The organism is Akkermansia sp., assembly GCF_020860705.1.
In the GTDB taxonomy this organism is placed as follows: Bacteria; Verrucomicrobiota; Verrucomicrobiia; order Verrucomicrobiales; family Akkermansiaceae; genus Akkermansia.
This window is the reverse complement of sequence record NZ_JAJBTT010000018.1, coordinates 41,477-56,654: the sequence shown is the minus strand read 5'-3', so window position 1 is coordinate 56,654 and position 15,178 is coordinate 41,477. Positions and strand designations below refer to the sequence as shown.

Here is a 15,178-nt window from a genome sequence, read left to right as displayed (position 1 = left end):
ACCGTGGACAAACTGATTAAGAGTCAGCTGCTCTACCAACTGAGCTAACGAGGCACTGGAATGGTGGCGTTCCTTGAAAGAACGACCGGATGGTACCCCGTCACGGGCTCGAACCGTGGACAAACTGATTAAGAGTCAGCTGCTCTACCAACTGAGCTAACGAGGCATGTATCCGGCAGTTCCCCACGATATGCTCCAACCCTGAAGATGGAGCCACTGGTCGGAATTGAACCGACGACCCACGCATTACGAATGCGTTGCTCTACCCCTGAGCTACAGTGGCATCGCGAGAAGCGCGGAAGCAAGTAATCATAACAGCCCCCTTTTAGCAAGTCTTTTTTGCAACAAGGCCGTTTTTTCACGCCTGGAATCCGGAATCGGGGCCAAGCGCGGCAGGTGACAGTAGAAGAGCTTGCATAAGAAGAGGAAACATGATGGAGTTCGTCTCCTCAACAAGCTTTTCTTTCATTATTTATCATGAAGGCATATTACATTTTCCAGCAGGCAGACGAACAGACCATCAGCGACATTCTGGACTGGATGCGCAACCAGGAACGGGCCATTTACCGCGCCGCCGTGCGTGAACTGGGCGCCCTGAAGAAGCTGCGCCCGGAATTCATCCAGCGCAAGCCCCTCAAGGAACAATTCTCCTTCATCCAGAAAATGCTGGCATGGAAGCCCAGCAATGAAATCGGGGACCACCTGCTCCAGGTCTGGCTCCTGCGCAAGCACCAGGATATGCTGATTACCTTCCTGAACACGCTGGGCATTCCCCATGACGGCAACGGCATCGTGAACGAACTGCCGGAAACGCTGGACAAGGAAAAACTCTCCAAGGCCGTGGACGAATTGTTTGAAAAATATTCTCCCGGCGTAGCGTCCGTGTACCTTCAAATGTTCCAGCTCCAGACGGAAGACGGCTGGGATGAACTGGCAGATGTTCTGGCCAATGACCCCCGCGTCACCATCCGTTGATTTCCTCATCCCTTTTCAACTGTTAAGGATGTTAAAGCCGTTCCGTTCCGGGGCGGCTTTAATGTTTGGCATTGACTGACAGGCAGGGTACTGCTATCCGTGACAGCATACCCTATGAATCGTTTCCTGCTCATGCCGGCGGCGCTTTTGCTGCCAGGCTCCTGCATCTCCGTCAATACCGCCGCCCAAACGCTGGACGCCGGAACCGTTTACCGAACCTGGCAGCTGGATGAACACCCGGAAGCCTACCTGAAAAACGGCTTCGTCTTCATGAAAGCCACGCAGTGCGACCAGCACAAGGATACGCCGGTCATAGGATCTCCCATGACCCAGGTGGGAGACGGCTCGGCCATGAAGAGCATTCCGGGAACGGAAAAAACCGTCTTTCTTCAATCCCCCTGGAAAGAAGAAAAAAACCAGCCCTCCTCCGTATCCCCCGTCGCGTTCATGAACTCCGGGGAAACCGCCGTAGCGGAACAATTCAATCCCTCCGGAGCCCGCAAAATCAAGATCCGCCCGGCAATCCCCACGATTAAAAGGACGGATCCCGGGAGCAGGATGAAACAAGAGATCCTTCAAGCCCCCTCCACAGGACGGAAGATCGCAGCCGGATTCCAGACCTGCCTGGTCGACGTGCCCGGAACGGTAGTGGCCAATATCCTTCTCATTCCAATCGGAATCATAGGCACCACCTACCAGGGCTTATACCATCTGTGCACGGGAGAAGGGGCATGAGCGGGGGGGGGAAACGGGCGGCGGCGGCCATTCCCGCCTTTACTTCATCCGCAGGCAGGCATAATTTTCCCGCATGAATATATGTTCCGTGACCCGGGAAGCCCCCGGCATGCTTGCCGCCGCGAATGAATGGATTGAACTTGCCGTCCGCACGGCGGGACGGCGTTTGGCGGAAGTAACCTTGACGGACAGGCTGAACGGCTGCACCTACCGCCTGGGGGACGACATATTCAGCATCCACCTGGATTACGGAATCAAGGAGGACGGCGTCACGGACGACGCTCCCCGCCCCAGGCCCCGGAAAATCTCAGCGGCCAACCTGCTGGCGGAACGCCCGGTGGAAGAACAAATTCCCGCCCGGCCCGGAGCCAGAAGGCTGGCGGAACGCCGCGCCGGCGTGCGCATCACCGTTCCCTTTGCCTGGGAGACGGAAGGGCTGGCGGTCACCTGGTCCGCGGAATTGCGGGAAGGACAGCCTTACGCCCGCATCCTGCTGGACATCTGCCCGATGCAGTGGGCTTCCCCCATCCGCATGGTGCGCGTGCTGGAATTTTCCGCGCCGGACATCCAGACCCGGGGCAGCGTCAGGGGCGCGCCCGCCACGGCATCCGGCGGCAGGCTGTTTGCGGGCGTGGAAAGCCCTCTTTCCCACAACGGGGAGGAGGAAGGCAGGCTGGTAGCCCAGATTTCCCGCAAGACGGACATTCCCTCCCGCACCCATTTAAACGTTTCCGCCGTGCTGGGCATCGCCGCCCCCGGACAGCTGCGCCGCACCTTCCAGCTGGGCTACGTGAACGAGGAGCGCGCCCGGCCCTACGGTGCCTTCCTGAATTACAATACGTGGTACGACACCCTCTTTGACCGCTATGATGAGGCCTTTGCCAGTGAAGCCGTGCGCCTGTACGGGGAGGAACTGGTCCGCAAACGCGGCGCCGTGCTGGACTCCATTTTGTTTGACGACGGCTGGGACAATCCGGAAACACTCTGGGAATTCAACGCAGGGTTCCGGGACGAGTTCCGGAACGTCAACAGGCTGGCGGCTTCCTACGGAAGCGGTCCGGGCGTATGGCTGTCCCCGTGGGGAGGTTACGGAAAGCCCAAGCAGAACCGCCTGGACGCCGCCGGAGACCGCTTTGAAACGAACGAGAGGGGCTTCGCGCTGAGCGGCCCGAAGTATTACGACCATTTCAAGGAAATGTGCCTGCACATGATCCGTGACAACGGCGTAAACCATTTCAAGCTGGACGGCACGTCCGGAGAAGAAACGCAGCTGCCCGGCAGCCGGTTTGCCAGTGACTTTGAAGCGGTCATCCACCTGCTGGGGGAACTGAGGGAGGAACGCCCGGACCTGTTCATCAACCTGACCACGGGCACCTGGGCCTCACCGTTCTGGTTCGGCATTGCGGACTCCGTATGGCGCGGCGGCTGGGACCACGAATTCATCGGTGAAGGAACCATGCGCCAGAAATGGATGACCTTCCGGGATTCCCGCATTTTCAACAACAACGTGGCCGTTTCCCCGCTCTTCCCCATCAATTCCCTGATGAACCACGGCATCATTTACACGCAGAAGGCGCGGGGGCTGGACACCGTGGAAGGAACGGACCTGGAAGATGAAATCTGGTCCGCCTTCGGCTCCGGCACCCAGATGCAGGAAATCTACATAACGCCCCGGATGCTTACTTCAGCCCAGTGGGACACACTGGCCAAAGCGGCCATCTGGGCCAGGGAAAACAACGACACGCTGGTGGACGTGCACTGGGCGGGAGGCAGCCCCATGGACCTGCAGGTATACGGCTGGGCGGCGTGGTCCCCGGCCAAAGGCATCCTCACGGTGCGCAACCCTTCCGCGGAACGCCGCATCTGGAGCTTTGAACCCGGGGCCGTTTTTGAACTGCCTCCGGAAGCCCCCCGCAGCTACGCAGTCACCTCCCCCAACGGAAAGAAGCTTCCCTTCTCCGGCTTCCGGGCCGGGGAAATCGTCCGGATTACGCTGGAACCGTTTGAAGTAATCGTGATGGAAGGCGTGCCGCAGCCCTGACGCGCCGTCAGGAGGGAACTCCGTCCTGCGGCTCCGGCCGGAACGTCCAGCCTTCATCCCCGTGATACACCATCATGCGGGTCATCCCTCCGTCAATGACCAGGTTTTCCGCATTGACGAAGCCGGAACGGCAAAGAAAGAAGACGGCCTGAACGACATCATCCGGCGTTCCAACGCGCCCGGCAGAATGCTGGAGGCCGTCCTCCACGGACAGGGCGCCGAAGGCCCCCGTGTCAATCCAGCCGGGGCTGATGCTGTTCACCCGCACGCCGAAGGGAGCCAGGCTCATGGCAAGCGCATGGGTCAGGGAAACGAGGGCTCCCTTGGCCGCACTGTAGCTTTCCGTATCCTTCTGGGACATGAAAGCGCGGGTGGAGGCGATGTTGACAATGGAAGCCCCGCGGGAAAAATGGTCGCGGAACAGAAGGCTGAGCAGGTAGGGGGCGGAGACGCCCACGCGCAGCACTTCATTGAATTCCTCATAGGAACAGCCGGAAAGAATGCCGCGGCGCGTGATGCACGCATTATTCACCAGCACGTCCACGCGGCCGAAGTGCTCCAGCACCTTTTCCGCAAAAAACCGCACGTCCTCTTCCACGGCCGCATCCCCCGTCACGCAGAGATGGCCTTCTCCCGGCAGTTCTTCCAGCAGCGCGGCCGTTTCCTCATGCTTGACGTCCAGCACCGCCAGCCGGGCGCCCGCTGCGGCATACGCCTCCGCAATGGCGCGGCCAATGCCGGAAGCTGCACCCGTCACCACTACAACGCTGCCGGAAAAATCAATATCCATCATGAACTGATTGTCCCGCTCCCGCGCAGGATGTCAATAGGACCTTTCCGCCATACCGCCCTCAATGCGTATACATCACATAGCGGTAAAAATTCATGGCGCGGGAAAGAAGCGGAGAACGGGTCATGACGTCCGTCTCCACAATGAGATGCGCCATGGTGCTGGAAACGGCCATTTCCGCATCCTCCGCCCGGCGGCTGATCCTTTCCATATCCTTGGTTTTCACCAGGTTCATCCGGCCAGATTTCTGAAAATTATCCACCACGTAGCGCAGCCTTTTCAGCCTGGCCACCACTTCCACCACCTCCATGGCACGCTGGTCCGCCGTTCCGGAATTCTCAATGTCGCCCAGGAGGTGCTGAATTCTTTCCAGGCACAGGCAGAACTCCTCCATGGTCATCACCGGATCGCTCCAGAACTCCTGAAAATCTATCAGCCGGGGCTGTTCCATATCAAGTCCCCCCACCGCTTTCTGCATGGACGGGCAATCATACATCCTGGCAGCCGCCAGCCTCAGCAGGGCCCGGAAAGCGCGTTTGCGCTCCTCTTCCGCCTTCTTCCTCATTTTCTCCAGGCCGTCATGGAAATACCGCTCAAACCCCGGGAGCCACTCCCTGTATTCCTGCTCCATCCGGAGGATGTTGTACACCTGTTCCTTGACCATGCGCCCCTGGAGGGCTACAGACACGGCATAAGCTTCCGCCGCCACCTTGTTGTCAATTCCTTCCAGCATGTCCACCATGGTGGTATACTGGTCCAGATAAGCTCTCAGAAACGGCAGGATCCGGTCATTCAAGTACCGGGCCATCCGTTCATCCGTCAGGCAAAGCCCGTACTTTTCCAGATCATTCCTGATGACGGAGGAATCGTAATACCTGAGTTTATGAATCTTTACTATCCCCTCCATCATCCGGTCGCGCGCCTTTTCCACCCGTTCCCGGAGAATGGAGTGGAAGGCGGGGTGCTTCTGCCGGGACTCTTCCTGAACGTGCGGATTCAGGCTCATCAGGTTCCCGCAGTTCATATCATAAAGCTTCAGCCTTTCCGTCAGGCGCCCCAGTTCCTCCATCACGGCCTCTCCCGACGCGCAGTCATGAATGGAAGCGACCAGATCCGTCATCTGCTCCACCTCCTTCAGGCGGAGGGAAAGAAGTTCTTCATAAGACTCCAGCGGAGATAAATTTCCGGAACCGTCTTCTTCCGCAGATTTGGGCTCATCCTCCTTATCCCCGCAGGAGCACAGCACCAGCAGGCACGCCCCCACGACCAGCGGCAAATTCAGAAACAGGGAAAAACGGCAGCAGAGCTTCATGAGAAAGTTGCACCGGGAGGAGGATGTCTCCTCCGCACCAGGCACACGGTTACCGTAAGAAAGCGGTCCCAAAGTTCAAGGCCTTTTCATTCCATCCGGAAAAAACATTCCTCCGGGCTTGATGCACGGGAATATTTTTTGATATGTTGAACACTCTCCTGAAAGGAGGAGTCCACCCTGTTACCCAATCCATCATACCTGCCGTGATTCTTAACATTCTTCAATACGGCCACCCCCTTCTGCGGGAGGAATGCAGCCCCGTAGTCCATATCAGCAGCGACCTTCTTTCCTTCCTGGACGACATGCAGGAAACCCTGGCCCAGGGAGGCATAGGCCTGGCCGCGCCCCAGGTGGGGAAGCCCATCCAGATGGTGACCATCAACATTCCCCCCACGGACGCCACCACCACCTGGCTGGAAGTGGACGGACGCCCGGCCGAACTGGCGCAAATCATGCCCTTGAATTTCATCAATCCCGTCCTGCATCCCTTCGGCAAAAAAATACCGTACCGGGAAGGATGCCTGAGCATCACCAAGGTTTATGCGGACGTGATGCGCCGCTCCTGCGTGAAAGCCGTTCTGACCCTGATGGACGGACGCACCATGACCATCAAATGCAACGGACTGCTGGCGCGCTGCCTGCAGCACGAGGTGGACCATCTTCACGGCGGACTGTTCACGGACCTGGTCTCCCCCCAGGACCATGACAAGGTGGTGCGGAGGCTCAGACTGACCCATCCGAACGCCTTTGAGGAAGACGACGACAGCTACGCACGCCGCATGAAGGAGGAACGCCGCGCCCGGGCGCAGGCAGCGCAGACGCCCGCGCCGCCCAGAAAAACGGCCTGACGCTCCGCGGGAGCAACCGTTCCTTCCGGCCCTCTTCTTCACATAAAAATGCCCCGGCTTCCTTTTGGAAAGCCGGGGCATTCGTCAATACGGTAAAAAAGTACGCACGGATCAGACAATCCAGTCCAGAACCACCTTGCCGGACTTGCCGGAATTCATGGCTTCAAAGCCTTCCTTGAATTCCGTATAGGGGAGGCGGTGCGTGATGATGGGAGCCACATTCAGGCCGCTGCGGATCATGGAATCCATCTTGTGCCAGGTTTCAAAGATTTCACGGCCATAAATGCCCTTCATCTTCAGCCCCTTCCAGATGAACTTGTTCCATTCGATGCTGGAGCCGTCCGGCTGGATGCCCAGCAGGGAAATGCTGGCTCCGTTGCGGGAACTGTCAATGATGTCTTTCAGGCAGGACGGTGCACCGCTCATTTCCAGGCACACGTCGAATCCTTCCGTCATTTCCAATTCCTTCATCACGTCCTCCAGTTTTTCACGGGTCACGTTCACGGTGCGGTCCGCTCCCAGCGTCCTGGCCAGGCTCAGGCGGAAATCATTGATGTCCGTAATGACCACCGTCTTGGCTCCCGCCTTCTTGCAAACGGCGGCGGCCATGCAGCCGATGACGCCCGCCCCCGTAATCAGGACGTCTTCACCCACTAGATCCCAGGACAGGGCCGTATGGACGGCATTGCCCAGGGGGTCGAAAATGGAGGCGATTTCCATCGGAATGCTCTTGTGGATGCGCACCACGTTGTCCTGGGGAATGGAAAGATATTCCGCAAAGCAGCCGGGCCTGTTCACGCCCACGCCCTTCGTATTCGGGCACAGGTGCTTTTGGCCGGAACGGCAGCTGCGGCAATGGCCGCAGACGATGTGGCCTTCCCCGGAAACGATCTCCCCGGGCTTGTACTCCGTGACGGAGGAGCCCACGGATTCAATCACGCCGCAAAACTCATGGCCTACGTGCATGCCCACGGGAATGGTCTGCTGGGCCCACTTGTCCCAGTTCCAGATATGAAGGTCCGTGCCGCAAATGGCTGTCTTATGAATTTTAATCAGAACATCGTTCGGGCCGACTTCCGGCATGGGAACGTCCATCAGTTCCAAACCGGGGCCTGCCTGCGTTTTTACAAGAGCTTTCATGCCCGTCATTCATGCTCTTTTTCCCCTCCGGCGGCAAGCTCAAAATTCATTTCCGGCGCACAGGAAAACAGCTTCCGGAGCCGCTCGCCGCCCTCTTCCGCCTCCCCTACGCTCCCACACGGGAAAACCGTGGAAGAGCAGATCCGGAAAGGCGTTCCTGTTCAATCGACAATTCAAACACACACGCAATTTGCCCTTTCCAATATAGCCGAACCATGATACCAAGACATACAGGTTCACCCGTTGAACGCTTTACTCCACTTACAGAACCATGGCGAAATCATTTTTACCCACCATTTTCGAGCATCCGTATGAAATCGACCCCAAATACGGAAAAAGTGTAGCGTACTTCTCCATGGAATACGCCATTGACAATTCATTCAAAATTTATTCCGGGGGCCTGGGCTACCTGTCCGGTTCCCACATGCGCAGCGCGCATGACCTGCGCCAGAATCTCGTGGGCGTGGGCATTCTGTGGAGCTACGGCTACTACAACCAGATCCGGGCGGAAGACGGTTCCATGGCTACGCAGTACATGCGCAAGAACTATCCGTTCCTGGAAGACCACAACATCAAGTTCCTCATCCACGTCTGTGGAGCGCCCGTCTGGGTGAAGGCCTACTTCCTGAATCCGGAAACCTTCGGCACCGCTCCCATGTTCTTCCTTTCCACGGACCTGGAGGAAAACGACGAGGAAAGCCGCAACATCTCCCGCCGCCTGTATGACGCCAACGGCTTCACCCGCATCGCCCAGTACGTGCTGCTCGGCAAAGGCGGCGCACGCCTCTTTGACGAGCTGGGCATTGAACCGGAAATCTACCACCTGAATGAAGCCCACGGCCTGGCCGCCGCCTTCCACGTGCTTGCCAAGACCGGCAGCGTGGAGGAAGTGCGCAAGCGCTTCGTCTTCACCACACACACTCCGGAGGAAGCCGGCAATGAAAAGATGGACGTGAACACCATGAATACGTTCTCCTTCTTCGACGGGCTCTCCATGGAACAGGTGCGCGCCGCCGTGGGCCTGACGGACAACACGTTCAACTATACGCTGGCCGCCCTGCGCCTTTCCCACATAGCCAATGGCGTTTCCAAGCTTCACGGGGAAGTTTCCCGCCAGATGTGGAAGGACTATGAGGGCGTGTGCCCCATCATCCACATCACGAACGCCCAGAACCAGAAATACTGGCAGGATCCGGAACTGGCGGAAGCCTTTCAGGCCCGCAACAAGGAAGCCTTCATCCGCCGCAAGCGCGCCCTGAAAAAAGCCCTCTTCCGCATGGTGGGGGAACAGACCGGCCGCGTCTTTGACCCGAACTGCCTCACCATCGTGTGGGCGCGCCGCTTTGCGGCCTACAAGCGTCCGGACCTGGTCACCGGCAATCCCACCATGTTTGAACGCATGCTTCAGCGCACGAACTATCCGGTGCAATTCATCTGGGCCGGCAAGCCCTACCCGATGGACCATGGCGCCATTGAAATCTTCAACCGCCTGAACGACATGACGGCCAAATACCCCCGTTCCGCCGTACTCACCGGCTATGAACTGGGCCTGAGCCGCTACCTGAAGAACGGCTCCGACGTGTGGCTCAACAACCCCGTGGTCACCCGTGAAGCTTCCGGCACCTCTGGCATGTCCGCCGCCATGAACGGCTCCATCTCCGTCTCCACCAATGACGGCTGGATCTGCGAATTCGCCAAGGACGGAGAAAACTGCTTTGTCATTCCGGAAGCGGCCCCCCATCTCTCCCCGGAAGCCCGCGACCGCTCCGACCGCGACAACTTCTACAACATCCTGGACGACAAGATTCTGCCGCTCTACTACGATCACAACGACAAGTGGATGGATATCGTCTTCAATGCGATGACCGATATCTATCCCGAATTCGACTCCGACCGCATGGCGGACCAGTACTACACGGAGATGTACAACAGCTAGGAAAACTCCTTCCCCGCTTTTATGCGACGGCCGCCCTTCTTCCTGGAAGGGCGGCCGTTTCTGTTGAAGCCTGTTTTAATCAATCCATGGAACGGAGCTGCCCGTCCCCAAGAAGACGGAGGCTATTTGGCCCCCTTTTCACCGCCTCCGTCAGCCGCAATCTTGTCCGCCGGGCGCTTGCGGCGATGCGCAAAGACGTTTTCCTGCTGCCATACGCGGGAGAAGGCGGAAGTAATGAGCCCCGTGGAAATGGCAATGATGGACACGGCAATAAACATGATGACTCCGGTAAAAATGCGCCCCATGGGCGTAATCGGCACCAGGTCGCCGTATCCTACCGTACTCAGGGTCTCCACGGCAAACCAGAGGGCGTCAAAAAAGGACCGGAATTTTTCCGGCTGGGCCTCGTGCTCCGCGATGTAAATGCCCAGGGAAGTTACGTACAGCATGAACAGGATCACGGAGAAGAACAGGAAAAACTCATCCCGGATCAGGTAGAAGGCCTTTTTAAAACTGGCCGCGGTTTCATTAAACCGGGCCAGCTTGAAAATAGCCAGCACGCGGACAATCCTCAGGGAATAAAGAAGCTGCCAGTCCAACCCGAAAAACATGCCCAGGAACGGCACGCAGACAATGAAATCCAGAATGCCCATGCCGCTGAAGATATAGGTCTTCCGCGGCTTGGCGCACAACACCCGCAGGATATACTCAAACACGAAGAAATAGCTGATCCAGTAATTCACCTTGGCCGCAATGCGGCCCACCAGCGGATGGACATCCGGAATGGCGTTCAGCGTGTACAGGATGAACCATACCAGAATCAGCACCCGGACGACGTTCTCCCAGGGGCCGAAATTGGCTGCTCCTTGCTTGGTGCGGGTAATCAGGGGCATGACGGAAATCAGAAATGCAGGGCGGAGCTCCATTCGTCAGCCTTGAAGCCGACGCAGATTTTTCCGTTGGTGATGAAGATAGGGCGTTTCACCAGCATGCCGTTGCTGGCCAGCAGAGCCACCTGGTCATCCAGGCTCATGCCGGGAAGCTTGTCTTTCAAATTCATGCTCTTGTACAACAATCCGCTGGTATTGAAGAACCTTTTGGAAGGCAAGCCGCTCTCATGCATCCACGTCCGGAGCTCCTCCGCTGTGGGGTTCTGCTCCACGATGTGGCGGTCCTCATAGGAAACGCCCTGTTCATCAAGCCATTTTTTGGCTTTCTGGCAGGTGGAACACTTGGGATATTCAATAAACAAGGAAGACATACCTGCACGCTAGCCCCGCAAACACACCGGGTCAAGCGGCCAGCACAGCCATCCTGCCCGCATGACTTGATTGGAACGCGCCGGATGTGGCGGCCATGGAAAAGGAACCAGGCTGCAGGAAAAACCGGACGGCGTGCAGTTGTATCAGGGCGGCATCTGCCGCCGCCCCCTCTAAAGCACCATGGCGCTGCCCAGCTGAGCGATGGAAACGGGGTTGGGCTGTCTCTCCCGGAGCGCTTCCGCCAGAGCCAGGGAAGCCTGTTCCTCCCCGTGCACCAGAATAATGTTCTTCTTGGGGCCTCCGGTCTTGTCAAAGTACTCCAGCAATTCGCCATGATCCGCATGGCCGGAGAAGGAATCCATCTCCCGTATTTTAGCGCGTACGGCATACTGCTTGCCCAGGATGGGAACCTCCTTCCACCCGTCCATGATCTTGCGGCCCAGCGTATGTTCCGCACAATAGCCTACAAAAAGAACCGTGTTCTTCGGATTGCCGATGTTGTTCGCCAGATGGTGCAGGATGCGCCCGGCTTCACACATGCCGGAGGCGGAAATGATAATGGCCTGCTCGCTCATCTTGTTCAGGGCCTGGGATTCTCCCACGGAGCGGATGAGCCGCAGCTGCTCAAAGCAGAACGGCTCCTTCTCCATGAACAGGAAATCGTACACCTCCTTGTTGAAGCATTCCGGGTGAATGCGGAAAATCTCCGTAGCGCTCACGGCCATGGGACTGTCCACATACACATTCAGGAGGGGGAGCCTGCCCTCATGGTACGCCCTGTTCAGCAGATAGAGAAGCTGCTGCGTGCGCTCCACCGCAAAGGCGGGGATGTAAATGCGGCCGCCCAGGTCCAGGGCCTCCCGGATCGCCTGGCAGAATGTCTCGTCATCCCGGGAGGGGGCTTCATGGAAACGGCCGCCGTAGGTGCTTTCCATCAGCAGGATGTCCACGTCCGGCACGGGCACGGGATCACGAAGGAGTTCATTGTCCCCCCGCCCCACATCCCCGGAAAACAGGAAGCGTTTTTTCCGCCCGTCTTCCCGGTCCTCAATATCCAGGCATACCTGGGCGGCCCCCAGGATATGGCCTGCGTCGTAAAACGTGAGCGTCACGCCCGGAGCCACGGGAATGGGACGCCCATACCCGATGTTGATGAACTGGCGCATGCACTGTTCCGCGTCCTGCTCGGAATACGTGGGGTAAACGTCCGGCTGGTGAATGCCCCGGCGCTTGTTCATCTTATTGATGAATGCGCAGTCGTGCGCCTGGATGCGGGCGGCGTCCGCCAGCATGATCTGGCAGAGGTCGCGGGTGGCGTACGTGCTGTATACGTTGCCCTGGAAACCCTTCTTCACCAGATTGGGAAGGTTGCCGGAATGGTCGATGTGCGCGTGGGAAAGAATCACCACGTCAATATCCGCCGGAGAAAAATAGGGAAAATCCTTGTTGATATGCCAAGCCTCCTCACGCCGCCCCTGGTACATGCCGCAATCCAGAAGAATCCGGCTTCCATTCACCTCCAGCAAATGCTGGGACCCTGTCGTCGTACCTGCCGCTCCACAAAAACGAATGTTCATTGATGCATTTGTACAACATGCTGCCGTTCAACGCAAGAAATCAATAGGCTCCGGGATCATGATTTTCACAGGGCCATTCCTTCTATTTTAGTTCCTTGCATGGATATTCATTCATCACGGTTCCTCATGCGTACGACGCGTATTCCCCTAAAATTCACACCATGCAGAGGATGACTTTCCGGACTTGGGAAAAACAAAAAAACGTTTCCTCATGAGAAAAGGGCAACCTGTTCATACTCTTTGCTCTTCAGGAAAGGCCAGGAGCAGGAACCATGACAAAGGGAAGAACCCGTAAAAACGGACTTCCCCGCCTGTTCCGAACAAAAACAAGGCCATGATCCATGAAAGCGGACAAGACAAGGTGATTTCATCTTGCCCGGGCTGCTTGCCAACGCTCAAAAAAACACCCTGCCCCCCTTTGCCCCTTTCTTTTCAATCCTGCCGGGGCGACAGGAAAAAGCCGACAAAAAAGGCGGGAAAAATCCCGCCTGCTCAAATGTTCCGATGAAGGAAAACCTACTTTTCCTCCGGCTTGGTCTCTGCCGGCTTTTCCACTTCCACGTCAATGGGCTGGGAAAGCTCGGGGGAGGGACGGGATTCCGGCTTGGAGGCGGGAACATCGCTCATGGCTTCCTTCTCCGTTTTCAACAATTCTTCTTCAAACTCGGCCTTGGCCTTCTTGAATTCTCCCAGGCTCTTGCCCAGGCCGCGGGCGAATTCCGGAAGTTTCTTAGCGCCGAACAACAGGAAGACAATCACCAGAATGGCGATAATCTCCGGCGTTCCCAGACCAAAAATAGCTAGTGTGTTCATCATGGAGTGCTACGGTGCTTATAACAGATTTGTTTCATGCCGGATACTTCATAATGCGCTTCATGCGTCATCGGAAGATTCCCGTTCCTGTTTTTGCTGTTCCGCAAGCCTTCTGACGGCAAAACGGTGGAACCGCCAAACGACCAGGAAGATCACCAGGGAAAGGCCGGCCATGCTGCCCCACAGCAGCCAGAAAGCCGCGGAAGCCGCCCCTTCATCCCCCAGTTCCCCGGCCTGGTTCCAATAGTAATAGGACAGCACCGGATTCCAGGATACGGAGTTGCCCGGCAAAAGATGGAGACGCGCCATGCGGTTCATGGCCGGCAGATAGGCCGCCTGGGCGGACGCTTTCATCAGGGAATCCCCCTGGGCATCATCCCCCCGCGTGTAATACACCTGCGCCAGCATGTACATGGCCTTGGGATCCCCGGTGGCGTCTGCCGCACGGCGCAGCAGCCTGTAGGCTTCATCTGCGTCCAGTTCCCCGCCCTTCCCGTTCTGCAGCAGTTCTGCGGCCTTCAGAGCGGCGGGAGGATAGCCGATGGCTGCGGCTTCACGGTACAGGGCCAGCGCCCGCGCCGCCTGTTCACCGGAAGGATTGCCTTCCATCAGCATATCCGCCAGAGCGGCCATGCTGTACGGATCTTTCCATTCCGCTCCTTTTTCAAACCAGCTGAGGGCTTTTTCCCGGTCAGGAGGCATATACTTTCCGTCACGGTACATGATGCCCAGCTCCATCACGGCGCCCAGATCCTTCTGGCTGGCCGCCTTTTCAAACCATTCCACGGCCTTGGCCGCATCCTGGGGCACGCCCAGGCCGTCCCGGTATTTAAACGCCAGCAGGCCCTGAGCCGTCAGGTTGCCGCTTTCCGCCGCATGAATGAGATAGGGAACGGACTTCTCCGAAGAGCTATCCGGCACCAGCTTCCGTTCATACAGAAGGGCCGTCCACAACGCCGCCTTGGAATCGCCGGAATCCGCCTCTTTCTTCCACGTTTGAAGGGCTTTTTCATAATACCGGGCCGCCATTCCTTCATCCTTGGGGCCGCCGATGCCCTTGGAAGCCATCGCCGCCACCTGGTACTGGGCGGCGGCATTGCCGCTGTCAGCGGCGCGGGTGAACCAGAACAGGGCTTTTTCCAGGTTTTTGGGATACAGGCGGCTGCCAGTATAAAACAGCTTGCCCAAATCCAGCATGGAATCCACATCCCCTTCATTGGCGCCCTTCTCCGCCAGGGAAACGTATTCCGCCATCCACCTGGACGTTTCCGGAACATTCCCCGCCACATCATAATGAACAGCCAGCTCCCGGGCGGCGGTCTTATCCCCATTCAGGGCTTTTTCCCGGAGGCTGGACAAATACGCCCCAAAATCCCCCTCACCGGCGGATGCCGGGGAGGGAGCATTCTGAGACGCATGAAGTGGGGGCTGAATGAGGCACAGCCCCCACACTCCGGCAAGGATCAACCATGTGCAATGTTTCTTCATACCGGAACAAGTCAATCATTAACGGCCTCTGTTTCCGCGGGAAAATCCACCGGAGGACCTGCCCCCAAAACCAGGCTTGCGGAAGCCGCCTTCACGGCGCTGAAAGCCTCCTTCGCGACGATCTCCGCCGAAACCTCCTTCGCGGCGTTTGAATCCACCCTCGCGACGGTCTCCGCCAAAGCCGCCTTCACGGCGCTGGAATCCACCCTCGCGGCGATCTCCTCCAAACCCGCCTTCGCGGCGCTGGAAGCCTCCTTCGCG

General features: G+C 57.8%; 14 protein-coding genes and 2 tRNA genes. 6 read left to right on the top strand and 10 right to left on the bottom strand.

From position 1 onward, the window contains the following. Positions 1-90: 90 nt before the first annotated feature. Together LIO64_RS03535 and LIO64_RS03530 are read right to left on the bottom strand one after the other, a co-directional pair. Positions 91-166: transfer RNA gene (locus LIO64_RS03535), tRNA-Lys, on the bottom strand. A gap of 42 nt (positions 167-208) precedes the next feature. Beyond that, positions 209-283, bottom strand: a tRNA-Thr gene (locus LIO64_RS03530). 194 nt (positions 284-477) lie between these two features. Between LIO64_RS03530 and LIO64_RS03525 the strand changes: the two genes are divergently transcribed. The 3 genes from LIO64_RS03525 (at position 478) to LIO64_RS03515 (ending at position 3,751) form a co-directional block, all read left to right on the top strand. After that, positions 478-975: a hypothetical protein gene (locus LIO64_RS03525; protein WP_290548067.1), complete on the top strand. Its 498-nt coding sequence runs from the start codon at positions 478-480 to the stop codon at positions 973-975. Between the two features lie 114 nt (positions 976-1,089). Further along, positions 1,090-1,710, top strand: coding sequence for a hypothetical protein (locus LIO64_RS03520; RefSeq protein ID WP_290548066.1), 621 nt, complete (start codon positions 1,090-1,092; stop codon positions 1,708-1,710). 73 nt (positions 1,711-1,783) lie between these two features. Next, positions 1,784-3,751 (top strand): enterotoxin, encoded by a 1,968-nt coding sequence (locus LIO64_RS03515; RefSeq protein WP_290548065.1) that lies wholly within the window; start codon positions 1,784-1,786, stop codon positions 3,749-3,751. 7 nt (positions 3,752-3,758) lie between these two features. Here LIO64_RS03515 and LIO64_RS03510 read toward each other — a convergent pair whose 3' ends face one another. Then, a complete protein-coding gene (locus tag LIO64_RS03510; protein ID WP_290548064.1) occupies positions 3,759-4,544 on the bottom strand; it encodes an SDR family oxidoreductase in 786 nt (261 codons plus the stop codon). A gap of 58 nt (positions 4,545-4,602) precedes the next feature. Then, the gene (locus tag LIO64_RS03505) at positions 4,603-5,853 is read right to left on the bottom strand and encodes a hypothetical protein (RefSeq protein ID WP_290548063.1); all 1,251 of its coding nucleotides are present in this window, start codon (positions 5,851-5,853) and stop codon (positions 4,603-4,605) included. Positions 5,854-5,996: 143 nt separating this feature from the next. On the opposite strand from LIO64_RS03505, the gene def reads away from it, so the two are divergent. Then, positions 5,997-6,701 carry a peptide deformylase gene (def, locus tag LIO64_RS03500; protein ID WP_290548062.1) on the top strand — a complete coding sequence of 235 codons (705 nt, stop codon included), beginning with the start codon at positions 5,997-5,999 and terminating at the stop codon, positions 6,699-6,701. Between the two features lie 111 nt (positions 6,702-6,812). On the opposite strand, the gene tdh is transcribed toward def, so the two are convergent. Next, on the bottom strand, positions 6,813-7,850 hold the full coding sequence (gene tdh, locus LIO64_RS03495; RefSeq protein ID WP_343230507.1) for an L-threonine 3-dehydrogenase: 1,038 nt from the start codon (positions 7,848-7,850) through the stop codon (positions 6,813-6,815). Between the two features lie 262 nt (positions 7,851-8,112). Between tdh and glgP the strand changes: the two genes are divergently transcribed. After that, a complete protein-coding gene (gene glgP / locus LIO64_RS03490; RefSeq protein ID WP_022396089.1) occupies positions 8,113-9,777 on the top strand; it encodes an alpha-glucan family phosphorylase in 1,665 nt (554 codons plus the stop codon). Between the two features lie 122 nt (positions 9,778-9,899). Here the strand turns inward: glgP and LIO64_RS03485 are convergent, their stop codons facing one another. From LIO64_RS03485 to LIO64_RS03465, 5 genes are all read right to left on the bottom strand, one after another. Then, on the bottom strand, positions 9,900-10,670 hold the full coding sequence (locus LIO64_RS03485; RefSeq protein ID WP_290548060.1) for an ion transporter: 771 nt from the start codon (positions 10,668-10,670) through the stop codon (positions 9,900-9,902). 8 nt (positions 10,671-10,678) lie between these two features. Next, positions 10,679-11,038, bottom strand: a complete 360-nt coding sequence (locus tag LIO64_RS03480; protein ID WP_290548059.1) for an arsenate reductase family protein — start codon at positions 11,036-11,038, stop codon at positions 10,679-10,681. Between the two features lie 171 nt (positions 11,039-11,209). Further along, positions 11,210-12,616: an MBL fold metallo-hydrolase gene (locus tag LIO64_RS03475; protein WP_290548058.1), complete on the bottom strand. Its 1,407-nt coding sequence runs from the start codon at positions 12,614-12,616 to the stop codon at positions 11,210-11,212. Between the two features lie 516 nt (positions 12,617-13,132). Continuing rightward, positions 13,133-13,414: a twin-arginine translocase TatA/TatE family subunit gene (locus LIO64_RS03470; protein ID WP_345779565.1), complete on the bottom strand. Its 282-nt coding sequence runs from the start codon at positions 13,412-13,414 to the stop codon at positions 13,133-13,135. Between the two features lie 75 nt (positions 13,415-13,489). After that, positions 13,490-14,917 carry a hypothetical protein gene (locus LIO64_RS03465; protein ID WP_290548056.1) on the bottom strand — a complete coding sequence of 476 codons (1,428 nt, stop codon included), beginning with the start codon at positions 14,915-14,917 and terminating at the stop codon, positions 13,490-13,492. Here LIO64_RS03465 and LIO64_RS03460 point away from each other — a divergent pair. Further along, a partial coding sequence (locus LIO64_RS03460; RefSeq protein ID WP_290548055.1) for a hypothetical protein occupies positions 14,906-15,178 on the top strand: 273 nt, incomplete at its 3' end. The two genes, LIO64_RS03465 and LIO64_RS03460, sit on opposite strands and share 12 nt — an antisense overlap.